Below are 20,497 nucleotides of genomic sequence, written 5' to 3' on the forward strand. Positions count from 1 at the left end.
TCACCGGCGGAAGCCGGGGAATCGGCCGGGCGACCGCGATCCTGCTCGCGGAGCGCGGCTACGATCTCGTCGTCAACTACCAGTCCAACGCCGAGGCCGCGACTGACACGGTCGCGGCCGTGCTCCGGCAGGGCAGGGAGGCTATCGCGGTCAGGGGCGATGTCGGCAATGAGGCCGATGTCGCCGCGATCTTCGCGGCGGCCGACAAACTCGGGCGGCTGACCGCGCTGGTCAACAATGCCGGCGTGATCGATACCCCGCAACGCCTCGACGAGATGGACCTCGCGCGGCTGGAGCGGATGTTCCGGATCAACCTGACCGGCAGCTTCCTCTGTGCCCGCGAGGCGGTGAAGCGGATGTCGACCCGCCATGGCGGGAAGGGCGGCGGCATCGTCAACCTGTCATCCGCCGCGGCGGTGCTGGCGGGCGCCGGACAATATCTCGACTATGCCGCCGCGAAGGCCGGCATCGACATCTTCACGCTCGGCCTTGCTCGCGAGGTCGCGGCCGAAGGCATCCGGGTCAATGCCGTCCGGCCCGGGATCATCGATACGGAGATCCACGCCAGCGGCGGCATGCCCGATCGCGTTGCGTTGCTGCGCGACCAGCTTCCGATGAAGCGCGAGGGTACGGCGCGCGAGGTGGCGCAGGCAATCGCCTGGCTGCTCTCGGACGAAGCCTCCTACACCAACGGAACCGTTCTGAGCGTGACCGGCGGGCGCTGAGCCGCCGTCGCCGCGCGGCGGCTGTCGGCGCGTTGCGGACGGATTGGCGCAAACCGGGCAAAGCTGCCATCCTCCTCGTTTCGCGACAGAGGAGACGGGCATGCCTGCGCTTGCGATGACGACCGAAATCACCGTTCTCGGCTGGAGCGTCGTGCTCCTGCTCGTGCAGATCGCCCTGCAGGCCGGCACCTCGGCCGATCTCGGCCCGGCCTATCTGTTCAGCCCGCGCGACGTGCCGCGCGAGCCCGGGAGCCTGATCTCGCGGCGGCTCAAGCGGGCGCTCGACAATCTGCTCGAGACCTATCCCGCCTTCATCGCCCTGGCCCTGGCGCTGACCGTCTCCGGCAAAGCGGGCGGCATCGCCGTCACCGGCGCCTGGCTCTATCTCGGGGCGCGCGTGGTCTTCGTCATCATCTACGCCGCCGGCATCCCGGTGATCCGCACCCTCGTCTGGGTGGCCTCGATCGTCGGCCTGGTGATGATGCTGGTCCGGCTGATGAGCTGAACGAAACCGGCGCGGCGGCTGGCCGCCGCACCGTTCTTGCCGTCTACTTCACGACCATCGCCGAGAAGGGATGGACGTAGGCCTGCAGCATGACGAAACTGCCGACCAGGCTCGCCAGCGCGATCGAGTGCCAGAAGACGAAGCGCAGGATCACGCCTTCATGGCCGAACCAGCCGGTGGCGGTCGAGGCAACGACGATCGACTGGGCGTCGCCGCCGATCGTGGTCTGCAGGATCTCGAAGGCTCCTTTCTCGACCGTCAGCCGGTAGAGGAAGATGACGTTGAGAACGATCCAGCCGATCGGGAAGAAGCCGGTGACTGCGCCGAGCACGGTGGCGCGCAGCGACATGCCGGCGGGCATGGTGAAGATGAAAATCGCCACCAGATTGGCGACGATCAGCGCGATGACGGCGGCGATATGCGCCTTGACGGCGTTGGACGCGATGAGACCGAGCAGAACGACGACGGGTAGCGCGGCTGCGAGCGTCGACAGGACGCTGTTGCCGAATGGATCATAGACCTGATTCCACATGACGGCGTGCCCCTCCAGCGGGCTGATCTGCGATGTGCTTCAGCGAATGCGTTTCGTCCTTGTCTGGTGGTCGGCGCAGTAAGCCTGCGACAGCCTGCCGCAGCAAGGGCGGCCGGCCTTTCGTCAACACAGGAATGACGTAGCGCCGGGGGCGGAACCGATGTATGCCCGCCCCAACGCGCCGCCGCCCACGCCGGTGGCCTCATGGAACAGCAGCGGAAGGACGTCATGGCCTACGATCTCGTCGTCATCGGAACCGGCCCCGGGGGCTATGTCTGCGCCATTCGCGCCGCCCAGCTCGGCCTCAAGGTCGCGGTGGTCGAGAAGCGCAAGACCCATGGCGGCACCTGCCTGAATGTCGGCTGCATCCCCTCCAAGGCGCTGCTCCATGCCTCCGAGATGTTCGAGGAGGCCGGCCACACCTTCGAGAAGCTCGGCATCGTCGTCGGCAAGCCGAAGCTCGATCTCAAGGCGATGATGGCCCACAAGCAGGAGACGATCGACGCCAACGTCACCGGCGTCGGCTTCCTGCTGAAGAAGAACAAGATCGATGCCTTCCACGGCACGGCCTCGATCCCCGCCGCAGGCAAGGTCGTCGTGACCGCCGAGGACGGCAAGACGCAGGAGATCGAGACCAGGAACATCGTCATCGCGACGGGCTCGGAATCGGCGCCGCTGCCGGGCGTCGAGATCGACGAGAAGACCGTTGTGACCTCGACCGGTGCGCTCGAGATCGGCTCCGTGCCGAAGGAGCTCGTCGTGGTCGGCGCCGGCGTGATGGGCCTCGAGATCGGTTCGGTCTGGAGCCGCCTCGGCGCCAAGGTCACGGTCGTCGAGTTCCTCGACCGCATCCTGCCCGGCATGGATGGCGAGGTGGCCAAGCAGTTCCAGCGCATCCTGGAGAAGCAGGGCTTCACCTTCCAGCTCGGCTCCAAGGTCACCAAGGTCGAAACGGCCAAGAAGGGCGGCGCGACCGTCACCGTCGAGCCCGCCGCCGGCGGCGAGGCCAAGACGCTCAATGCCGATATCGTGCTGGTCGCGATCGGCCGTCGTCCGAACACCGATGGTCTCGGCCTCGACAAGGCCGGCGTTGCCACCGAGCGTGGCCGGGTCGTCATCGACGATCATTTCAAGACCAATGTCGCCGGCATCTACGCGATCGGTGACGTCGTGCGCGGGCCGATGCTGGCGCACAAGGCCGAGGACGAGGGCGTCGCTGTCGCCGAGATCATCGCCGGCAAGCACGGCCATGTGAACTACGACGCCATTCCCGGCATCGTCTATACCGCGCCGGAAGTCGCGGCGATCGGCAAGACCGAGGAAGAGCTCAAGGCAGCCGGCGTCGCCTACAAGATCGGCAAGTTCCCGTTCACGGCGAACGGCCGCGCCCGCGCCATGCGCCATACCGAGGGCTTCGTGAAGGTGCTGGCCGATGCGGAGACCGACCGCGTCCTCGGCTGCCACATCATCGGGCCGCATGCCGGCGACCTGATCGCGGAAGTGACCGTTCTGATGGAGTTCGGCGGCTCGGCCGAGGATCTCGCCCGCACCTGCCATGCCCATCCGACGCTGGCCGAGGCGGTCAAGGAAGCTGCGCTCGCGGTCGACAAGCGCCAGATCCATATGTGATCGCAGCGGCTGTCACGGCCGCAGGTATTGGAACAGCCCGCGTTCTCCTGAACGCGGGCTGTTTTGCATTGTGGCCCATCGTCTGTTCTTCACGTGGACCGGCGCCCGTTCAGTGAGGCGCGCCGATCCTCCGGCAGACGAGGTGAAGGAGCCCGTCCTGCGTGGTGTCGTCGCCGGCGCCGATGGGGCGGCCGTCCTCGCCAAAGCGGGCGAGGATCTCGAAACCCGCCGCTGCGAGCTGGCGTTCCTGCGTCGCCATGTCGATGAAGTAGAACAGCCCATTCCAGCGATGGGCGGGATCGACATGGATGGCGTAATCCGTTTCCTCATGTGCGAAGGGCCGCAGCCGCAGATAATTCAGCCAGCTCTGCGGATGCACAGAATTCACGATCTCACGCGGATGCCAGGAGCGCGCGTGCAGCGGCATGCCGCCGGCGCGGCGCCAGCCGCGATTGTGGAAGGAGAAGGCGAAGACACCGCCCGGCGCCAGCACGTCATGCACGGATTCGATCACGGCAAGGCGCTCGGCATGGTCGAAGGCACTGAGGATGGCCAGCGCTCCGAGCACGAAGTCGAAGCGGCCGGGCCCGAACTCGCCGAGCGACCGGACATCGAGATCGAGGAAGGTGGCGCTCGGGAAATTGCGCCGGGCGACGCTGAGCATCGCCTGGGCCTTGTCGATCCCGACATAGTCGGCGACATGCGGCAGCAGCGCCCGCGTCGTCCGGCCCGAGCCGACGCCGAGGTCGAGCAGGCGCTTGCCGGCAAAGCTCTCGTGAAAGCGCTCGAAGATCACGCGCTCGGAGGCGAAGAGGCTCCGCGCGCCATACCATTCGGCGATGTCGGCCCGATCGAACAGTTCGGCATTGTGCCGGGCGATATCGATGGTCGTGCCATGCATGGCGCGCCTCCGGGCCTTGCGAGAACCGCAAGGTGCACCCGCGCGACGCGCCAAACAAATTCTTGGTTAAGATATGCTTAACGCGACCGCTCGCTAGCGCCCTATCCCCGCCGGGCGTGGAACGCCGTCAGCGTGTTCTTGAGCAGGCAGGCGATCGTCATCGGGCCGACGCCGCCGGGGACCGGGGTGATCGCGCCCGCGACCTTCGCGGCCTCAGCGAAATCGACGTCGCCGGTCAGCTTGCCGTCAGGCAGGCGGTTGATGCCGACATCGATCACGGTCGCGCCGGGCTTGATCCAGTCACCCTTGACCATGCGCGGGCGGCCGACGGCGGCCATCACGATATCGGCGCGCTTGACCACCACCGGCAGGTCGCGTGTGCGCGAATGGGCGATGGTGACGGTGCAATCGGCCTGGAGCAGGAGCTGCGCAACCGGGCGGCCGACCAGCTCGGAGCGGCCGATCACGACGGCGTCGAGGCCGGACAGCGAGGGCAGGGCCTGCTTCAGCAGCAACATGCAGCCGAGCGGCGTGCAGGGCACGAGGCCGTTCTTCCCGCCAGCGAGCAGGCCGGCATTGATCGGGTGCAGACCGTCGACATCCTTGGCCGGATCGATGGCGTCGATGATGCGGCCGGTGTCGATATGCTTCGGCAGCGGGAGCTGGACCAGGATGCCGTCGACATTGTCGTCTGCGTTCAGCTCGGCGAGCTTGGCGAGGAGCTGTGCTTCGGTGGTCTCGGCCGGCAGCCGGTGGGCGACCGAGTTCATGCCAATCTCGACCGCGAGCTTCTCCTTCGAGGCGACATAGACCTTGCTGGCCGGGTCCTCGCCGACGAGCACGACATGGAGGCCGGGCACGATGCCCCGTGCGGCCTTGATGGTGGCGACCTCGCGACCGATCTCGGTCCTGAGCGCAGCGGCCGTGGCCTTGCCGTCGATGATGCGGGCTTCGCCGGTCATGGGTCCGACCTCGTGCTTGCTGATGATGCCGCCCTCATGCGCGATCCCGCCCGCATGAACAAGCCCGAATGCGCGGCTTTCCCGGCTGCGACGCCATCAACAGGGGAGGAGGGGCTGGCGCGGCTTGCGGGTGTTCCATCGGCCCGGTATCTCCGAACCGGAGCTTGAGAGGCAGGAGAGGCGAGACAACGTGACGACCGGTTTCGCCCGCCTGCCCGATGCCTCCGCTTTCCGCCTGACCGATCTGCGCGTTCCCGCCTGCCTGATCGAGGGCATCGATATCGCAGCCGACCGCAACGGACTGGCGCGCGTCGATCTCGCCATTGCGGATGGCCGCGTGACCGCGATCGAGCCTTCCGGGACGGCTGTAGGGGCAGGGCCTGCCTTGAACCTTGATGGCGGCATCGTGCTGCCGCGGCTCGTCGATGCGCATGTCCATCTCGACAAGGGCCATATCTGGCCGCGCAGCCCCAATCCGGACGGCACCTTTCCCGGCGCGCTGAATACCGTGGGAGCCGATCGCGAGGCAAACTGGTCGGCTGAGGATGTGCGGGCGCGCATGGATTTCTCGCTGCGAACCGCCTTCGCGCACGGCACGGCGGCGATGCGGACGCATCTCGATTCGCTGGGCAAGCAGATCAGGATTTCCTGGCCGGTCTATGCGGAATTGCGGGCCGAATGGGCCGGGCGCATCGCACTTCAGGCCACGCCGCTGTTCGGAGCGGATGCCGCGCTCGATCCCGCGCATATGCAGGCGGTGATCGCTGCCGTGAAAGCGCATGGCGACGGGCTGCTCGGTTGCGTCACCTACATGATCCCGGATCTCGACCGGGCTCTCGACATCCTGTTCCGGGCGGCGATCGAGAACGGCTTCGATCTCGATTTCCATGTCGACGAGACCAACGACCCAGCGGCGCGCTCGCTGGAACACATTGCGGACGCGGCGTTGCGTCATCGCTTCGCGGGCAAAATCCTCTGCGGGCATTGCTGCTCGTTGGCCTTGCAGACACCTCAGGATGAGGCGCGGATCATCGCCAAGGTGCACGAGGCGGGCATCGCCGTGGTCTCGCTGCCGATGTGCAACATGTATCTGCAGGACCGGCAGGCCGGCCGCACGCCGCGCTGGCGCGGCGTCACGGCGCTGCATGAATTGAAGGTTGCCGGCGTGCCGGTGATGATCGCCTCCGACAACACCCGCGATCCGTTCCATGCCTATGGCGATCTCGATCTCGTCGAGGTGCTGCGCGAGGGCACGCGCATCCTCCAGTTCGATCATTCCGGACCGGATTGGACGAATGCGGTCGCGCGTACGCCGGCGCAGGCGATGGGCATCGCAGCCGGCATCATCGCGGTCGGCGCGCCGGCGGACCTCATCCTGACGCGGGCGCGCGACTGGACCGAACTCTTCTCCCGGCCGCAGGCCGATCGCACCGTGCTGGTAGCTGGAAAGGCGATCGACCGGACCTTGCCGGACTACCGCGAACTCGACCATCTGATGGGCAGAGCATCATGACCCAACGCTACGACATCGCCACGCTGAAGGGCCGGCTCGGCAGCATCCGCATCGAGGAGAACCCGGCGCTGGTGAAGCAGAAGAGCCGCGACTTCTTCTGGTATTCGCCGATCCTGAAGCGCCAGCTCGATCATGTCGTCGCCGATATCGTGGCCTCGCCGACAAGCGAGGCGGAGGTGGTGCAGGTTCTCGCCGCCTGCCACGAACTCGGCATTCCCGTGACGCCGCGCGGCACCGGCACCGGCAATTACGGCCAGGCGATGCCGCTCTCCGGCGGCGTGCTGCTCGATCTCTCCGGCTTCAACAAGGTCAAGGAGATCGCGGCCGGCCGCTATGTCGCAGAGCCCGGCGCGATCATGGCCCGGATCGACGACGAGACCCGCGCCCATTCGCGGCAGGAGCTGCGCCTGCACCCCTCGACCTATCAGACGGCCTCGATCGGCGGCTTCATCGCCGGCGGTTCGGGCGGCGTCGGCTCGATCAAATGGGGGGGCTTGCGCGACTGGGGCAACATCATCCGGCTCAAGGTCGCGACGATGGAGAAAAACCCGCGCATCCTCGAATTCTCCGGCGAGGATCTGCACAAGGTCGCGCATGCCTATGGCACCAACGGCATCATCACCGAGGTCGAGATGCCGCTCGGCCCGGCCTACAATTGGGTTGATGTCATCGTCGGCTTCGAGAATCTGCGCGCCGCGACCGAGTTCGCCAATGCCGTCGGCGAGCAGGACGGGCTGGCGCTGAAGAACCTCTGCGTCGTCGCTGCGCCCGCGCCGCATGACTACTTCCTGCGCCACCGCAAGTTCCTGCCGCGCGACAGCCATCTCGTCATCGTCATGGCGGCCGATTTCGCGGTCGATGCGCTCTGTGCTTATGCGCGCCGCTTCAAGGGCGCGGAGCTGCTGCTGCGCACCGACAAGCTCTCACCGGAGGATGCCAAGGGCCTGCCGCCGACCTATGAACTCGGCTGGAACCACACGACGCTCAGAGCTTTGCGCGTCGATCCGGCGATCACCTACCTTCAGGTGCTCTATCCCTTCCCGAACCAGGTCGATCTCGTCGACAGGATCCATGCCCGCTTCGGCGACGAGGTGACCTGCCATCTCGAATTCGTGCGCTTCGATGGCAAGATCACCTGCTTTGGCCTGCCATTGGTGCGTTTCACCAGTGAGGAGCGGCTGGAGGAGATCATGGCAATCCATGAGGAGATGGGCGCGCCGATCTTCAATCCGCATCGCTACACGCTGGAGGAAGGCGGCATGAAGCAGACCGACGAGACGCAGCTCGCCTTCAAGCGCGAGGCCGATCCGCAGGGCCTGCTCAACCCCGGCAAGATGATCGCCTGGGAGGATCCGAGCTACGACTACCGCTCGGGCAAGACCTTCCTGTTCCGCAGCCTCGCCGAAGCCGGCGTCGGCTAAATACCATGCGTGTCCTCGTCCTCTACGCCCATCCGGTGCCTGAAAGCTTCGGCGCGGCCATCCATGAGACGGTTGTCGCCAGCCTGAAGACGGCGGGGCACGAGGTCGATGATTGCGATCTCTATGCCGAGGGTTTCGATCCGGTGCTGAGCCGGGAGGAGCGGCGCGGCTATCACGACGTCGCCAGCAATACATTGCCCGTCGCCGGTTATGTCGAGCGGGTGAGGCGGGCCGAGGCGCTGGTGCTGTGCTTCCCGGTCTGGAATTTCGGCTATCCCGCGATCCTGAAGGGTTTCCTCGACCGCGTCTTCCTGCCCGGCGTGTCCTTCAAGATGGTCGACGGCAAGGCGCAGCCGGCTCTGCACAATATTCGCCGGCTCGTCGCGGTAACCAGTTATGGCGGCTCGCGCTGGCGGGCCTTCCTGGTGGGCGACCCGCCGCGCAAGGCGGTCTGCCGAGCGCTGCGAGCGGTTTGTCACCCGTTGACGCGGACGACCTATCTCGCCCATCACGAAATGAACCTCTCGACTCCGGCCAGTCGCGCGGCATTTCTGAAAAAAGTCGCGACCAAACTCACGCTCTCGTAGCTCTGACATCCGATTGTCATCCGTCTGTCATGTTCGCGCGCGAATACGCAGCCGGCGAAGCGTCTGCTTACCCGTCCAAGGATCGGCCCGAAGGATCGACCCCATGACCAAGGCAATCGAGAAGAGTGTCGGCCGTGCCCTGCTCGTCACCGCGCGGCTGCACCGCTCGCGGATGGGCGAGAGGCTGAACGGCCTTGGTTTGTTTCCGGGGCAGGAGCAGGCGTTGAAGGCGCTGCAGCCGGCCCCGATGACAATGGGCGAGCTGGCGGCGCTGCTGCGCGTCAAGCCGCCCACCGTGTCGAAGACGATCGGGCGGCTTTCGCTGCAGGGCCTCGTGACCCGCGAAGGCGGCAATCGCGACGGCCGCCTCGTGCAGGTCGCGCTGACGGAAGCCGGCCAGAGCACGGCGGCCGAGCTCGACGCTGTCTGGAACGAGGTCGAGGAAGAGCTCCTCGACAAGCTTGACGGCAAGGAGCGCAAGCAGCTGCGCAAGCTCCTGCGCAAGGCGGCGAAAGGCCTGTCCAAGGCCGGTGCCGATCATGACGATCCCGATGGCGATCTCGACGAGGCCGATAGCGACGCCTGATTTCTGCATGGAGCGCATGCTTCAGCGTGCTGGCGACGCTACCTAAATCGGTTCAATCTGCCCTCGTCATTCCTCCAGAGCATGGCGAGACTCCGTGTCCTCCCCCTCAGTCGCGCCTTCCGAGACGGGCCGTGCACGTATGGCCGCGATCGGCCTGATGTGTGCGGCCGTCCTGCTGTTCTCGATGCTGGACACCAGCGCGAAATGGCTGGGCCAGTCGATGAACCCGTTGCAGGTGGTGTTCGCGCGCTATGCCGGCAGCATGATCCTGGTCCTGGCGGTCATCAATCCATGGACGCATCCGGGCGTGTTGCGGACCAGGCGCCCCTGGCTGCAATGGGGCCGTTCGCTGTTGCTGCTCGGCTCGACCGCGCTGAACTTCATCGCGCTGCGCTATCTTCAGCTCGCCGAGACGGTCTCGATCATGTTCGCGACGCCCTTGCTGGTGGCGCTCGCCTCCGGGCCGCTGCTCGGGGAATGGCCGGGGCCGCGTCGGCTCGCGGCGATCGGCGTCGGCTTCCTCGGCGTGCTGGTGGTGACGCGGCCGGGGATCGGCGGCATGCATCCTGCGGCACTGCTCAGCGTCGTGGGCTGCCTCTGCTACGCCTTCTACTCCCTGTCGACGCGCATGCTCTCCGGCCATGATTCCTCGGAGACGACGATGATCTATTCCGGTGCGGCCGGGACCCTTGCCACCATTCCGCTCCTGCCCTGGATCTGGGAGACGCCGCAGACGCTCTTGCCGTGGCTGCTGATGATCGCGGTCGGTGCACTCGGCGGCTTCGGCCACTGGCTCCTGATCCTGGCGCACCGGCTGGCGCCGGCCACGGTGCTGGCGCCCTTCATCTATTCGCAGATCGTCTGGATGCTGTTGCTCGGCTGGCTGGTCTTCGACCAGTTGCCGGATCGCTGGACCTTTATCGGCGCCGGCATCGTGATCTCGTCCGGGCTCTACCTGCTCTATCGCGAGCGGGTGCGGCATGTGCCGCAGGAGGCGGCTTCGGCGCGGCTCGACTGAAACGACGCAAGGCGCGCTATGCTCGGGCTTGACCCGAGCATTTCTGGAAGGAAAAGCGCGGGGAACCCTCTCCCATAGGGAGAGGGCAGGGTGAGGGGTAGACCGTTGGATACTGTAGCTGTGACCTGACCGCTGCTGCGGTGAGGTTTTGCGAACTGGTCCAGCGGCCTACACCTCACCCCTGCCCCTCTCACTGATCTCGGCTGTTGCCGAGATCAGCATTCAAAGTGTCGAAGTCGGCAACAGCCGACTTCGATGCAGGAGAGGGGTTCCCCGCGCCCTTTTGTGTAAGGTGTTCGAGGCTATCCGAACCGGATCAGACCGTGACCTGCGTGCCGACCTCGACGACGCGGCCGGTCGGGATCTGGAAGAAGTCCGTCGCGTCGGTCGCGCTCTTGGTCAGGCCGATGAAGAGATTGTCCTGCCAGATCGGCATGCCCGATTGCGGGGAAGCCTTGATCGAGCGGCGCGACAGGAAGAACGAGGTCGACATGATGTCGAACTTGAAGCCCTGCTTGCGCAGCATGGCCAGGCCCTTCGGCACGTTCGGGCTTTCCATGTAGCCGTAGACCATGTCGACCCGCCAGAAATCGTCGGTGATGCGGGCGAGGCGCACGCGCTCCTCCTCGACGACGCGGGGCGTGTCGGCCGAGCGCACGGTCAGGACGACGTTTCGCTCATGCAGCACCTTGTTGTGCTTGAGGTTGTGGAGCAGCGAGGCCGGTGCCGTCTCGGGGTCGCTGGTCAGGAAGACGGCCATGCCCTTCACGCGGGCGGGCGGGCTCTTCGAGAGCATGGTGACGAGTTCGAGCAGCGGCACGTCGGTCTTGCGGGTCTTGTCGAACAGGATCTTGGTGCCGCGCATCCAGGTCCACATCACCAGCGTCAGCGCCATGGCGAGGAGCACCGGCACGTAGCCGCCATGAAGCAGCTTCAGCATGTTGGCCGAGAAGAAGGAGACGTCGACCAGGAAGAAGGGGAGGATGAGCGCGCCGGTCGCCAGCGGGCTCCAGCCCCAGTGCCGGCGGATGACGATGGCGGCCAGCATCGACGAGACCACCATCGTGCCGAAGACCGAGATGCCATAGGCATGCGACAGGCTGGACGAGGTGCGGAACGACCAGACCAGGATCAGCACGACGACGAGCAGCAGCAGATTGACGCGCGGCACGTAGATCTGGCCCGAGGTCTGCTCGGAGGTGTGGCGGATCTCCATGCGCGGCAGGAGGCCGAGCTGGATCGCCTGCCGGGTCAGCGAGAAGGCGCCGGTGATGACCGACTGGCTGGCGATGATGGTCGCGACCGTCGCCATGATGACGAAGGGCAGCAGCAGGCCCTGCGGCGCGAGCCGATAGAACGGATTGTCGATCGCGGTCGGGTCGGAGAGGATCAGCGCGCCCTGGCCGAGATAGTTCAGCCACAGGGCCGGGAAGACGACATAGAGCCAGGCGCCACGGATCGGGCCCCGGCCGAAATGGCCCATATCGGCATAGAGCGCCTCGGCGCCGGTCACCGCCAGACAGACCGAGCCGAGCACGGCCAGCGCAACGCCCGCATGATCGCGGAAGAAGAGCAGGGCGTAATAGGGGTTGATCGAGCGGAAGACCGTGAGATCGTCGGAGATGTGGTAGATGCCGAGCCCCGCGAGCGTCAGGAACCAGACCAGCATGATCGGCCCGAACAGGGTCGCGACGCGATGGGTGCCATGGCTCTGCATGACGAACAGGCCGATCAGGATCACCGAGGCGATCCAGAGGATGTAGTCGTCGAGCGCCGGCGTGATGAGCTTGACGCCCTCGATTGCGGAGAGGACCGAGATCGCCGGAGTGATGACCGTGTCGCCATAGAAAAGGCCGGCGCCGATCATGCCGAGCAGCAGCGCGACATGGCTGCGGGCGCGGCCGAGGCTGCGCTGGGCCAGCGCGACGAGGGTCAAGATGCCGCCTTCGCCGTTATTGTCGGCGCGCATCAGCAGCACGACATATTTCAGCGTGACGACCACGACGAGCGACCACAGGATCAGCGAGAGCACGCCGATGACGACCGTCGGGGGAACCGTGGCGTTTTCCGCGCCGCCGGTCGCAGCCAGAATCGTCTCGCGCAGCGCGTAGAGTGGGCTCGTGCCGATATCGCCATAGACGACGCCGAGCGCGCCCAGCGCCAGCGCGGCGAAGCCCTGCTTGCCGTGGCCGTGGGCGCCGCTCTGGCCATGGCCGGCGTCGAGGCCCAAACGTGAATCCTCCGGCCGAACGGTCGCAAGATTCGGGTTCTCATGCCCCATCAGGGATCTCCGCGCATGCTGCGGTGCAGCGAAAGGCCGGGGCCTCTAGCACGTTGCGGGCGGCACGCAAAGGCAGGATCAGCCGGCCGCACCGAGACCGGCGCCGAAGCGCCGCTCGACATAAGTGGCGACCATGGCCTTGAATTCGGCGGCAATGCCGGCACCCCGCAAGGTAGCGACCTTCTTGCCGTCGACGAAAACGGGCGCCGTCGGCGCCTCGCCGGTGCCGGGAAGCGAAATGCCGATATCGGCATGCTTGGACTCGCCGGGGCCGTTGACGATGCAGCCCATGACGGCGACGTTGAGGTTCTCGACGCCGGGATAGCGCGTCTTCCATTCGGGCATGGAAGAGGAAATCCAGCCCTGGATATCCTGGGCCAGCTCCTGGAACACCGTCGAGGTCGTGCGGCCGCAGCCGGGGCAGGCGGCGACGAGCGGCACGAAGGCGCGGAAGCCCATGGTCTGGAGCAATTCCTGCGCCGTCCTGACCTCGAGCGTGCGGTCGCCGCCGGGCTCGGGCGTCAGCGAATAGCGGATGGTGTCGCCGATGCCTTCCTGCAGGAGGATGCCGAGCGCTGCCGAGGAGGCGACGATGCCCTTCGAGCCCATGCCGGCCTCGGTCAGGCCGAGATGGATGGCATAGTTCGCCCGGCTCGCCAGCATGCGATAGACCGTGATCAGATCCTGCACGCCGGAGACCTTGGCGGAGAGGATGATGTATTCGCGGCCGAGGCCGAGCTCCTCGGCACGCTCGGCCGAAAGCAGGGCCGATTGCACCATCGCCTCGCGCATGATGGCGCGGGCATCGAGCGGGCGGACGGCGCGCGCGTTCTCGTCCATCAGGGCGGTCAGCAGTTCCTGGTCGAGCGAGCCCCAGTTGGCGCCAATGCGCACCGGCTTGCGATGCTTGATCGCGAGCTGGATGATCTGGCTGAACTGCTTGTCCTTCTTGTCCTTGAAGCCGACATTGCCGGGGTTGATCCGGTATTTCGCCAAGGCCTCGGCGCAGGCCGGATGGTCGCTGAGCAGCTTGTGGCCGATATAGTGGAAGTCTCCGACCAGCGGCACGTCGACGCCGATGCGGTCCAGCCGCTCGCGGATTTTCGGCACGGCTGCCGCAGCCTCGTCGCGGTCGACGGTGATGCGGACGAGTTCCGAACCCTGACGCGCCAGCGCAGCGACCTGCGCCACTGTCGCCGCGATATCGGCGGTGTCGGTATTGGTCATCGACTGCACGACGATGGGCGCGCCGCCGCCGACCATGACATGGCCGACCTTGACGGGGACGGTGAGCTGCCGGCCCAGCGGGCCAGCGCGTTCCGGCGTCAGATAGGAAAAGGCGCGCTCGTTCATGCGGGCTGCTCTATCACGATCCGGCATTCCGGCAATGCTCGCAGCGGCCGACGATCTCGACCATCTGGTGCGACGGAGAGAATTGCCGGTTTTCCGCGATCGCCGCCACCGCTTTCTTCATGGCAGGCGAGGAATCCTCGTCGACCCCGCCGCAGGACTCGCAGATCAGGAAAGCGACGACCTCGTTCGCGCCATGGCCGTGCAGGCAGGCGATATAGGCATTCTTCGACGAGAGGCGGTGGACGAAGCCCTGCTCCACCAGGAAATCGAGCGCGCGGTAGATCGAGATCGGCGCCAGCCGCCGGCCGCCGGCCGGTGAGATGCGGTCGGCGAGATCATAGGCGCCGACCGGACGGTGGTCCGCATGGAGCGCCTCCAGAGCCTGCCGCCGGATCGGGGTCAGGCGCAGGCCGCGCTCGCGGCAGATGCGCTCGGCGCGGGCGAGGGCTTCGGCCGCGTGGCGACGGTGATCCTCGGCATGGCGACAGGCGCCTTCGCCATGGGCATGCGACGCATGGTCATGTTCGCCGTGATGGTGCGCGTTCGGCTGCATTTTCGTCATGTTGCGTTGCGAAGACTCATCGGGCAACGTGCGACGATATCCCGTCGCTCCATTGCCCTGTTCCGCCTGAACCTAAGCATTTTCTCCCCGATTGTCAGGAGCCTTGACGCTCATGTTCCTCAAAGACCGTACTGCTGCGATCACCGGCTCGACCTCCGGCATCGGGCTCGCCTATGCCCGCGCGCTGGCCGCCGAGGGGGCCAACCTCGTCATCAACGGCATCATGCCGCCGGCCGATGCCGAGAAATTGCGCACCGACCTCGAGGCCGAATTCGGCATCAAGGTGGTGTTCTCGCCGGCCGACATGACCAAGCCCGACGAGATCGCAGGCTTCATTGCCGAGGGCGAGAAGGCGTTCGGCGCGATCGACATCCTGATCAACAATGCCGGCATCCAGTTCGTCGCGCCGATCGACGAGTTCCCGATCGAGAAATGGGACCAGATCATCGCGATCAACCTGTCCTCGGCCTTCCACACGATCCGCGCCGCCCTGCCGAAGATGAAGGAGAAGGGCTGGGGTCGCATCATCAACACGGCCTCGGCGCATGCGCTGGTCGCCTCGCCCTTCAAGTCGGCCTATGTCGCGGCCAAGCACGGCATCGCGGGCCTTACCAAGACCGTGGCGCTGGAAGTCGCGACCAAGGGCATCACCGTCAACGCGATCGCGCCCGGCTATGTCTGGACGCCGCTGGTCGAGAAGCAGATCCCCGACACGATGAAGGTGCGCGGCCTGACCAAGGAACAGGTCATCAACGACGTGATGCTGGCCGGGCAGCCGACCAAGGAGTTCGTCACGGTCGAGCAGGTCGCGGCGCTCGCCGTGTTCCTCTGCACGGATTCGGCCAAGTCGATCACCGGGGCGACGCTGCCGATCGATGGCGGCTGGACCGCCGAGTGAGCGGTCGCCCCTCCCGCAAAGCCGAACCGGTCAAGGGGCTCGTCGGCCCCAAGGCCGAGAAAACAGTCTCGCTGGCGCTACAGGGCGGAGGCGCGCATGGCGCCTTCACCTGGGGCGTGCTCGACGCCATCCTGGAGGACGGACGACTCGGCATCGAGGCGTTGACCGGTACCAGCGCGGGCGCGATGAACGCGGTCGTCCTCGCCGAGGGCTGGATCGATGGCGGGGCCGACGGCGCCCGCACCAAGCTCGAGGCATTCTGGCGGGCGATCAGCGTCGATGGCAAATATGGCGGCTCGGAACGCTCGCTGCTCGACACCATGCTCGGCGCCTGGGGCAATAATGACGGCACGCCGCCGGGTATGCTGTTCTTCGAGATGTTCGCGAAAGTGGCGAGCCCCTATGACGTCAACCCCCTGAACATCAACCCGTTGCGCGGCGTCGTCGCCGACCTCATCGATTTCGACAAGGTCAGGGCCTGCGACGCGGTGAAGCTGTTCATCGCGGCGACCAATGTCCGCACCGGCAAGATCGCCGTGTTCGACGGCAAGGACCTGACCCCGGACCATGTGATGGCCTCGGCCTGTCTGCCGATGGTGTTCCAGGCGGTGGAGATCGACGGGGAGGCCTATTGGGACGGCGGTTATATGGGCAATCCCGCCCTGTTCCCGCTGTTCTACAAGGCGCATTGCGACGACATCCTGCTCGTCCAGATCAACCCGATCCAGCGGCGGGAATTGCCGACCAAGGCGCGCGAGATCCAGGACCGGCTGAACGAGATCACCTTCAACGCCTCGATGCTGCGTGAGCTCCGGGCGATCGACTTCGTCAATCGCCTGATCGACGAGGGCAAGCTGCCGCGCGACGAATACAAGCGCGTGCTGATGCATCGCATCGACGGCGGCCCGCCGTTGGCCGAGCTCACCTCGTCCTCGCGGATGAACGCGGAATGGTCGTTCCTGCTGAAACTGCGGGACATGGGCCGTACCGCCGGCCGGCGCTGGCTGAAGCGCAACTACGAAGCGATCGGCAAGGCCGGCACGCTCGACCTCAGGGAAGCGATCGGCTGAGCGGCTGCCGATACTCGCAGCCCGCATCCTTCACGTTCCGGCGTCGCACTTGTTCCGGCAGCGCTCTTGCGCGGGCCTTGGGGCTGATGCCATTCAGCGGGTCCGAAGATTTTTCCAAGAAGACGGGGATTTCATGAGCAAGCTGATCGTCACCGCCGGGCCGTTCAAGTTCGACGCCAAGTTCGAGCTGGAAGCCGCGCCGAAGACCTGCGCCGCCTTCAAGAAGCAGATGCCGTTCATCAGCAAGATGGTGCATGTGCGCTGGAGCGGCGAGGGCGTCTGGATGCCGCTAGGCGATCTCGATTTCGGCGTCGGCTACGAGAACAACACCGCCTATCCGGCTCCCGGCCACATCATCCTGTATCCGGGCGGCGTCAGCGAGACCGAGATCCTGCTCGCCTATGGCGGCGTGCAGTTCGCCAGCAAGGCCGGCGTGCTCTCCGGCAACCACTTCATCACCCTGACCTCGGGCCTTGAGAATCTCTACACGCTCGGCCGCAAGACGCTCTACGAAGGCGTGCAGGACGTCCGCTTCGACCTCGTCGACTGAGCGCGGTCAGCGTTTGAATACGAAAGGGCGGGGCGTCTGGCGCTCCGCCCTTTTTTTATGCCGCAGCCGGAGGATCGGCCGGCGGGTCTTCCGCCGGCCTGGCCGCTGGCGGCTTGGGAGGCGGCAACTCGGCCACCCTCTCAGGTTTCGCCGGCTCGGTGGGAGCAGCAGGTTCGACCGGTGGGGTGCCCTTGAGATTCTGGCAGAGCGAGAGCATGGCGCGGGCGATCTCGGCCTCGCCCATGATCGTCAGCGTCGCCCCGCATTTGGTGAGATGCGCCACCTCGGCATCGGAATGGGCGCGGGCGACGATCGGCAGGGCAGGGTTCTCGGCGCGGGCCTGCTCGCAGACCTGGCCGGCCTCGAAGCTGCCGGGGATGGCGACGAAGAGGCGCACCGCTCGCCCGACGGCGGCGGCAGAAAGCACTTCCGGATCGGCGGCATTGCCGACGAGCAGTTCGGCGCCGTCGCGCTTGGCCGTCGCGACCGCGTCGGGATTGTCCTCGATGACCAGCAGTTTCGCGCCCTGCGAGAGCAGGCCGGCACCGAGCAGGCTGCCGACGCGGCCATAGCCGACGACGACGATGTGATCGGCGAGGCTGGTCGGGGTGATGTCGCGCTCCGGCGGCGTCTCCGGCTGGGGGGCAGGAGCGGCAGCCTCGGCTGCGCTCGCTTCTGGCGCTGACGCGGGTTTCGGCTTGGCGGCCGGCGCCTCCGGCGCCAGCCGCTCGGCCAGGGCAAAGATCACGGGGTTGAGCAGGATCGACAGAATCGCGCCGGCGAGGATCAGGTCGCGCCCCTGTGCCGGCAGGATGCCGAGCGCCGTGCCGAGCCCGGCGAGGATGAAGGAGAACTCGCCGATCTGGGCGAGCGAGGCTGAGATCGTCAGGGCCGCGGTCTGCGAGCGGCCGAAGGCGCGCATGATCAACCAGGCCGCTACGGATTTGCCGATCAGGATGATGGCGAGCGTGCCGATCAGCGGGCCCGGCGCGCGGAGCAGAATGCCGGGGTCGAAGAGCATGCCGACCGAGACGAAGAACAGCACCGCGAAAGCGTCGCGCAGCGGCAGCGTTTCCTCGGCCGCGCGCTGCGAGAGCGGCGATTCCGACAGGATCATGCCGGCGAAGAAGGCGCCGAGCGCGAAGGAGACGCCGAACAGGGTGGCGGCCGCATAGGCGACGCCGAGCGCGACCGCGAGTACCGCGAGCCGGAACAGTTCGCGCGAGCCGGTATGGGCGACCCAGTGCAGCACCCAGGGGATGACGCGCCGGCCGATCAGCAGCATGAAGGCGAGGAAGCCGATGAGCTTGGCGAAGGTCAGGCCGAGCACGCCCCAGACGCCGAGATCGAAACGGGTGGCTAGCGGCGCGCTGCCGCCGGAGGGCGCGCCGTTGATGATCTCGGCCAGCACCGGCAGCAGCACCAGCGCCAGCACCATCGCGATATCCTCGACGATCAGCCAGCCGACCGCGATGCGGCCGCGTTCGGTCTGGACCAGCCGGCGCTCCTGCAGCGAGCGCAACAACACGACCGTCGAAGCGGTGGAGAGCGCCAGGCCGAAGACCGCCCCCGAAAACCAGCTCCAGCCGAGCCATGTGCCGAGCCCGAGGCCGAGCAGGGTCGCGATGCCGATCTGGACGACGGCTCCGGGCACGGCGATCGCCTTCACCGAGAGCAGGTCCTTGAGGGAGAAATGCAGGCCGACGCCGAACATCAGCAGGATGACGCCGATCTCGGCCAGTTCGTTGGCGAGGTTCTGGTTGCCGACGAAGCCCGGCGTGAACGGGCCGGCGGCGACACCGGCGAGGAGATAGCCGACGAGGGGAGAAATCCGCAGTTTCTGGGCGAGAGCCCCGAAGACGAAAGCCAGGCCGAGGCCCGCGACGATGATGGCGATCAGCGGGCCGTGATGCATGGGTCTCCCGAATCCGAAAGGTCAAGAAATCAAGATTGTTTGAACATTCGGAGCATGGGGTTTTGGGACTGTGATTTCAACCGAAAGGCGTACGACTTTTCAGGCTACATTGCCGAAATTCGCGGCGGGCTGGCATGAGCGGGAGGCGCCGCGCGCATGATTCCGGCACGCGGGCAGAATGGCGCGCCGCCAGTGACTCAGCCTTTCGGCTTCTCCAGCAGGATCTGACCCTGCTTCTCGACTCCGATCTTGAGCTTCTCGGCGAAGACCGCGAGCATCCAGGGCAATGTCACCTCGACGCGGATCAGCCGCTCCTCGACCTCGACGCGGCCATGGACGGTGTGGCCGAGAGCGCCGACACCGAAATGCAGGGCATCGCCCTCCCAGCGTTCCTCGACGAGCTGCATCCGGACCATGCCGAGCCGATCGCGGATCTTGTCGACGCCGCCGCGCAGGCGGGCGAGCGCGGCATCCCGGCCGAGATCATGGGAGATGGTGATGGAAACGGGCTTGCCCATGTCAACTCGTCGGAAAGGGGAGGAGGGCCTTAGATGGCAACAACGGGGGCATTTTTCCAGCGCTGTCGGACATGAGACCCGGCGAAAGATATCTGCTAACCGAAGCGCGCATGAGATCGCGTTCCCGAAGGTCCCGAGAATGCTGGAGCGAACAAAGCAATGGGCGCGCCTGCTCAAGCGGGATGTGATTGCCCTCTGGATCGCGGCGCGCGACAGCCGTACGCCCTGGCATGCGAAGCTGGCGGCGGGAGCGATTGCGGCCTATGCGCTCAGCCCCATCGACCTCATTCCGGATTTCATCCCGATCCTCGGATATCTCGACGATCTGATCATCGTGCCGCTGGGCATCCTGCTGGTGGTGAAGCTCATACCGGCGCCATTGATGGCCGAGTACCGGGCAAAGGCGGCGGGGCGAGCGAAGCAGGCGAGCTATGGCGGCATGATCGCGATCCTGGCGATCTGGATCGGGGGCGCAGCCGCGCTGCTCCGGTGGTCATGGCCGGGCGGACTGTTCTGAATCTCCGCGTCCGCGCATGGAAAAGCCCGCCGAATGGGCGGGCCTGGTTATCCATCGCTATCGCCGGGCGCCCCGGCTCTCGCCCGCCTCAGTCGCGCTCGTTCAGGCGCTTCTGGCCGGACTGGGTGACTCGCCAGATGGCTCCATCCGACTCCACGAGGCCGCGATCCTTCAGGGATAGCAGCATCGTCTCGTCGAAGATGAAGTGGCGGGTTTCCTCCTCGATGCTCTCGAGTGCGATCCATTCGGGATCGGAGAGAACGAACGGGTGAGCGATCTGGAGGTGCTGAACATGCATGCGCGTCTCCTTCTCGTTGAATGCCCCTGTTCCTTGGTAGGTCGCATCCAATCGTGACGCAGTCGTGGCCGAAGCCGCGAAGAAACGCGGTTCGGTTGTTTTGTCGCGGCCGGGAACCCGTCAGCGCCCGCTTCGTTCTCTGGCCATGACCCCTTT

Annotated in this window: 20 protein-coding genes and 1 pseudogene; 12 read left to right on the forward strand and 9 right to left on the reverse strand. The window is 66.2% G+C overall.

The window, feature by feature from the left end; genetic code table 11:
- Positions 1 to 725: SDR family oxidoreductase (locus tag Q0Q36_RS19420; RefSeq protein WP_293800538.1), on the forward strand; the 725-nt coding region annotated here is incomplete at its 5' end.
- Between the two features lie 100 nt (positions 726 to 825).
- Positions 826 to 1,230 carry an MAPEG family protein gene (locus tag Q0Q36_RS19425; RefSeq protein WP_293800540.1) on the forward strand — a complete coding sequence of 135 codons (405 nt, stop codon included), beginning with the start codon at positions 826 to 828 and terminating at the stop codon, positions 1,228 to 1,230.
- A gap of 211 nt (positions 1,231 to 1,441) precedes the next feature.
- On the opposite strand, the pseudogene Q0Q36_RS19430 reads toward Q0Q36_RS19425, so the two are convergent.
- Positions 1,442 to 1,762 (reverse strand): annotated as a pseudogene (locus Q0Q36_RS19430) (L-lactate permease); the annotation flags it as partial.
- A gap of 228 nt (positions 1,763 to 1,990) precedes the next feature.
- On the opposite strand from Q0Q36_RS19430, the gene lpdA reads away from it, so the two are divergent.
- Entirely contained in the window at positions 1,991 to 3,391 is a 1,401-nt protein-coding gene (gene lpdA, locus Q0Q36_RS19435) for a dihydrolipoyl dehydrogenase (RefSeq protein ID WP_293800610.1), read from the forward strand.
- A gap of 109 nt (positions 3,392 to 3,500) precedes the next feature.
- Here the strand turns inward: lpdA and Q0Q36_RS19440 are convergent, their stop codons facing one another.
- Both Q0Q36_RS19440 and folD read right to left on the reverse strand, forming a co-directional pair.
- Positions 3,501 to 4,292 carry a trans-aconitate 2-methyltransferase gene (locus tag Q0Q36_RS19440; RefSeq protein ID WP_293800542.1) on the reverse strand — a complete coding sequence of 264 codons (792 nt, stop codon included), beginning with the start codon at positions 4,290 to 4,292 and terminating at the stop codon, positions 3,501 to 3,503.
- 101 nt (positions 4,293 to 4,393) lie between these two features.
- Positions 4,394 to 5,254 (reverse strand): bifunctional methylenetetrahydrofolate dehydrogenase/methenyltetrahydrofolate cyclohydrolase FolD, encoded by an 861-nt coding sequence (folD, locus tag Q0Q36_RS19445; protein ID WP_293800544.1) that lies wholly within the window; start codon positions 5,252 to 5,254, stop codon positions 4,394 to 4,396.
- Positions 5,255 to 5,444: 190 nt separating this feature from the next.
- Here folD and Q0Q36_RS19450 point away from each other — a divergent pair, with 190 nt between their 5' ends.
- The 5 genes from Q0Q36_RS19450 to Q0Q36_RS19470 all read left to right on the forward strand — a co-directional run bounded on the left by Q0Q36_RS19450 (position 5,445) and on the right by Q0Q36_RS19470 (position 10,379).
- On the forward strand, positions 5,445 to 6,767 hold the full coding sequence (locus Q0Q36_RS19450; protein ID WP_293800546.1) for a cytosine deaminase: 1,323 nt from the start codon (positions 5,445 to 5,447) through the stop codon (positions 6,765 to 6,767).
- Complete coding sequence (locus Q0Q36_RS19455) at positions 6,764 to 8,188, forward strand: FAD-binding oxidoreductase (protein ID WP_293800548.1); 1,425 nt, start codon at positions 6,764 to 6,766, stop codon at positions 8,186 to 8,188. Before Q0Q36_RS19450 ends, Q0Q36_RS19455 begins: the two co-directional genes overlap by 4 nt.
- A gap of 5 nt (positions 8,189 to 8,193) precedes the next feature.
- Positions 8,194 to 8,775, forward strand: a complete 582-nt coding sequence (locus Q0Q36_RS19460) for an NAD(P)H-dependent oxidoreductase (protein WP_293800550.1) — start codon at positions 8,194 to 8,196, stop codon at positions 8,773 to 8,775.
- Between the two features lie 103 nt (positions 8,776 to 8,878).
- Entirely contained in the window at positions 8,879 to 9,361 is a 483-nt protein-coding gene (locus tag Q0Q36_RS19465; RefSeq protein ID WP_265056038.1) for a MarR family winged helix-turn-helix transcriptional regulator, read from the forward strand.
- A 94-nt stretch (positions 9,362 to 9,455) separates the two neighbouring features.
- Positions 9,456 to 10,379 carry a DMT family transporter gene (locus tag Q0Q36_RS19470; RefSeq protein WP_293800553.1) on the forward strand — a complete coding sequence of 308 codons (924 nt, stop codon included), beginning with the start codon at positions 9,456 to 9,458 and terminating at the stop codon, positions 10,377 to 10,379.
- A 316-nt stretch (positions 10,380 to 10,695) separates the two neighbouring features.
- Here the strand turns inward: Q0Q36_RS19470 and Q0Q36_RS19475 are convergent, their stop codons facing one another.
- The 3 genes from Q0Q36_RS19475 to Q0Q36_RS19485 form a co-directional block, all read right to left on the reverse strand.
- The gene (locus Q0Q36_RS19475; protein ID WP_293800555.1) at positions 10,696 to 12,660 is read right to left on the reverse strand and encodes a potassium transporter Kup; all 1,965 of its coding nucleotides are present in this window, start codon (positions 12,658 to 12,660) and stop codon (positions 10,696 to 10,698) included.
- Between the two features lie 78 nt (positions 12,661 to 12,738).
- Entirely contained in the window at positions 12,739 to 14,013 is a 1,275-nt protein-coding gene (gene ispG / locus Q0Q36_RS19480; RefSeq protein WP_293800557.1) for a flavodoxin-dependent (E)-4-hydroxy-3-methylbut-2-enyl-diphosphate synthase, read from the reverse strand.
- A gap of 13 nt (positions 14,014 to 14,026) precedes the next feature.
- The gene (locus Q0Q36_RS19485) at positions 14,027 to 14,575 is read right to left on the reverse strand and encodes a Fur family transcriptional regulator (protein WP_265056035.1); all 549 of its coding nucleotides are present in this window, start codon (positions 14,573 to 14,575) and stop codon (positions 14,027 to 14,029) included.
- Positions 14,576 to 14,687: 112 nt separating this feature from the next.
- On the opposite strand from Q0Q36_RS19485, the gene Q0Q36_RS19490 reads away from it, so the two are divergent.
- The 3 genes from Q0Q36_RS19490 to Q0Q36_RS19500 all read left to right on the forward strand — a co-directional run bounded on the left by Q0Q36_RS19490 (position 14,688) and on the right by Q0Q36_RS19500 (position 17,093).
- Positions 14,688 to 15,473 (forward strand): 3-hydroxybutyrate dehydrogenase, encoded by a 786-nt coding sequence (locus Q0Q36_RS19490; RefSeq protein WP_265056034.1) that lies wholly within the window; start codon positions 14,688 to 14,690, stop codon positions 15,471 to 15,473.
- Complete coding sequence (locus Q0Q36_RS19495) at positions 15,470 to 16,543, forward strand: patatin-like phospholipase family protein (RefSeq protein WP_293800560.1); 1,074 nt, start codon at positions 15,470 to 15,472, stop codon at positions 16,541 to 16,543. Before Q0Q36_RS19490 ends, Q0Q36_RS19495 begins: the two co-directional genes overlap by 4 nt.
- A gap of 133 nt (positions 16,544 to 16,676) precedes the next feature.
- Complete coding sequence (locus tag Q0Q36_RS19500) at positions 16,677 to 17,093, forward strand: DUF3830 family protein (protein WP_047578809.1); 417 nt, start codon at positions 16,677 to 16,679, stop codon at positions 17,091 to 17,093.
- A 55-nt stretch (positions 17,094 to 17,148) separates the two neighbouring features.
- Here Q0Q36_RS19500 and ybaL read toward each other — a convergent pair whose 3' ends face one another.
- Positions 17,149 to 19,008 (reverse strand): YbaL family putative K(+) efflux transporter, encoded by a 1,860-nt coding sequence (gene ybaL / locus Q0Q36_RS19505; RefSeq protein WP_293800563.1) that lies wholly within the window; start codon positions 19,006 to 19,008, stop codon positions 17,149 to 17,151.
- A 197-nt stretch (positions 19,009 to 19,205) separates the two neighbouring features.
- The gene (locus Q0Q36_RS19510; protein WP_293800565.1) at positions 19,206 to 19,526 is read right to left on the reverse strand and encodes a polyhydroxyalkanoic acid system family protein; all 321 of its coding nucleotides are present in this window, start codon (positions 19,524 to 19,526) and stop codon (positions 19,206 to 19,208) included.
- A gap of 139 nt (positions 19,527 to 19,665) precedes the next feature.
- Between Q0Q36_RS19510 and Q0Q36_RS19515 the strand changes: the two genes are divergently transcribed.
- Positions 19,666 to 20,043 (forward strand): DUF1232 domain-containing protein, encoded by a 378-nt coding sequence (locus tag Q0Q36_RS19515; RefSeq protein WP_293800567.1) that lies wholly within the window; start codon positions 19,666 to 19,668, stop codon positions 20,041 to 20,043.
- Between the two features lie 88 nt (positions 20,044 to 20,131).
- Here Q0Q36_RS19515 and Q0Q36_RS19520 read toward each other — a convergent pair whose 3' ends face one another.
- The gene (locus tag Q0Q36_RS19520; RefSeq protein WP_265056030.1) at positions 20,132 to 20,341 is read right to left on the reverse strand and encodes a hypothetical protein; all 210 of its coding nucleotides are present in this window, start codon (positions 20,339 to 20,341) and stop codon (positions 20,132 to 20,134) included.
- Positions 20,342 to 20,497: the final 156 nt, after the last annotated feature.

The organism is uncultured Allobosea sp. (assembly GCF_945957345.1).
In the GTDB taxonomy this organism is placed as follows: Bacteria; Pseudomonadota; Alphaproteobacteria; order Rhizobiales; family Beijerinckiaceae; genus Allobosea.

What these genes read in the sequence shown, in the direction of transcription:
- folD (WP_293800544.1), bottom strand. Translation starts at nt 5,254, where the DNA reads ATGACCGGCGAAGCCCGCATCATCGACGGCAAGGCCACGGCCGCTGCG.
- Q0Q36_RS19425 (WP_293800540.1), top strand. Translation starts at nt 826, where the DNA reads ATGCCTGCGCTTGCGATGACGACCGAAATCACCGTTCTCGGCTGGAGC.
- Q0Q36_RS19500 (WP_047578809.1), top strand. Translation starts at nt 16,677, where the DNA reads ATGAGCAAGCTGATCGTCACCGCCGGGCCGTTCAAGTTCGACGCCAAG.
- Q0Q36_RS19485 (WP_265056035.1), bottom strand. Translation starts at nt 14,575, where the DNA reads ATGACGAAAATGCAGCCGAACGCGCACCATCACGGCGAACATGACCAT.
- Q0Q36_RS19520 (WP_265056030.1), bottom strand. Translation starts at nt 20,341, where the DNA reads ATGCATGTTCAGCACCTCCAGATCGCTCACCCGTTCGTTCTCTCCGAT.
- Q0Q36_RS19510 (WP_293800565.1), bottom strand. Translation starts at nt 19,526, where the DNA reads ATGGGCAAGCCCGTTTCCATCACCATCTCCCATGATCTCGGCCGGGAT.
- ybaL (WP_293800563.1), bottom strand. Translation starts at nt 19,008, where the DNA reads ATGCATCACGGCCCGCTGATCGCCATCATCGTCGCGGGCCTCGGCCTG.
- Q0Q36_RS19440 (WP_293800542.1), bottom strand. Translation starts at nt 4,292, where the DNA reads ATGCATGGCACGACCATCGATATCGCCCGGCACAATGCCGAACTGTTC.
- Q0Q36_RS19515 (WP_293800567.1), top strand. Translation starts at nt 19,666, where the DNA reads ATGCTGGAGCGAACAAAGCAATGGGCGCGCCTGCTCAAGCGGGATGTG.
- lpdA (WP_293800610.1), top strand. Translation starts at nt 1,991, where the DNA reads ATGGCCTACGATCTCGTCGTCATCGGAACCGGCCCCGGGGGCTATGTC.
- ispG (WP_293800557.1), bottom strand. Translation starts at nt 14,013, where the DNA reads ATGAACGAGCGCGCCTTTTCCTATCTGACGCCGGAACGCGCTGGCCCG.
- Q0Q36_RS19475 (WP_293800555.1), bottom strand. Translation starts at nt 12,660, where the DNA reads ATGGGGCATGAGAACCCGAATCTTGCGACCGTTCGGCCGGAGGATTCA.
- Q0Q36_RS19455 (WP_293800548.1), top strand. Translation starts at nt 6,764, where the DNA reads ATGACCCAACGCTACGACATCGCCACGCTGAAGGGCCGGCTCGGCAGC.
- Q0Q36_RS19465 (WP_265056038.1), top strand. Translation starts at nt 8,879, where the DNA reads ATGACCAAGGCAATCGAGAAGAGTGTCGGCCGTGCCCTGCTCGTCACC.
- Q0Q36_RS19490 (WP_265056034.1), top strand. Translation starts at nt 14,688, where the DNA reads ATGTTCCTCAAAGACCGTACTGCTGCGATCACCGGCTCGACCTCCGGC.
- Q0Q36_RS19460 (WP_293800550.1), top strand. Translation starts at nt 8,194, where the DNA reads ATGCGTGTCCTCGTCCTCTACGCCCATCCGGTGCCTGAAAGCTTCGGC.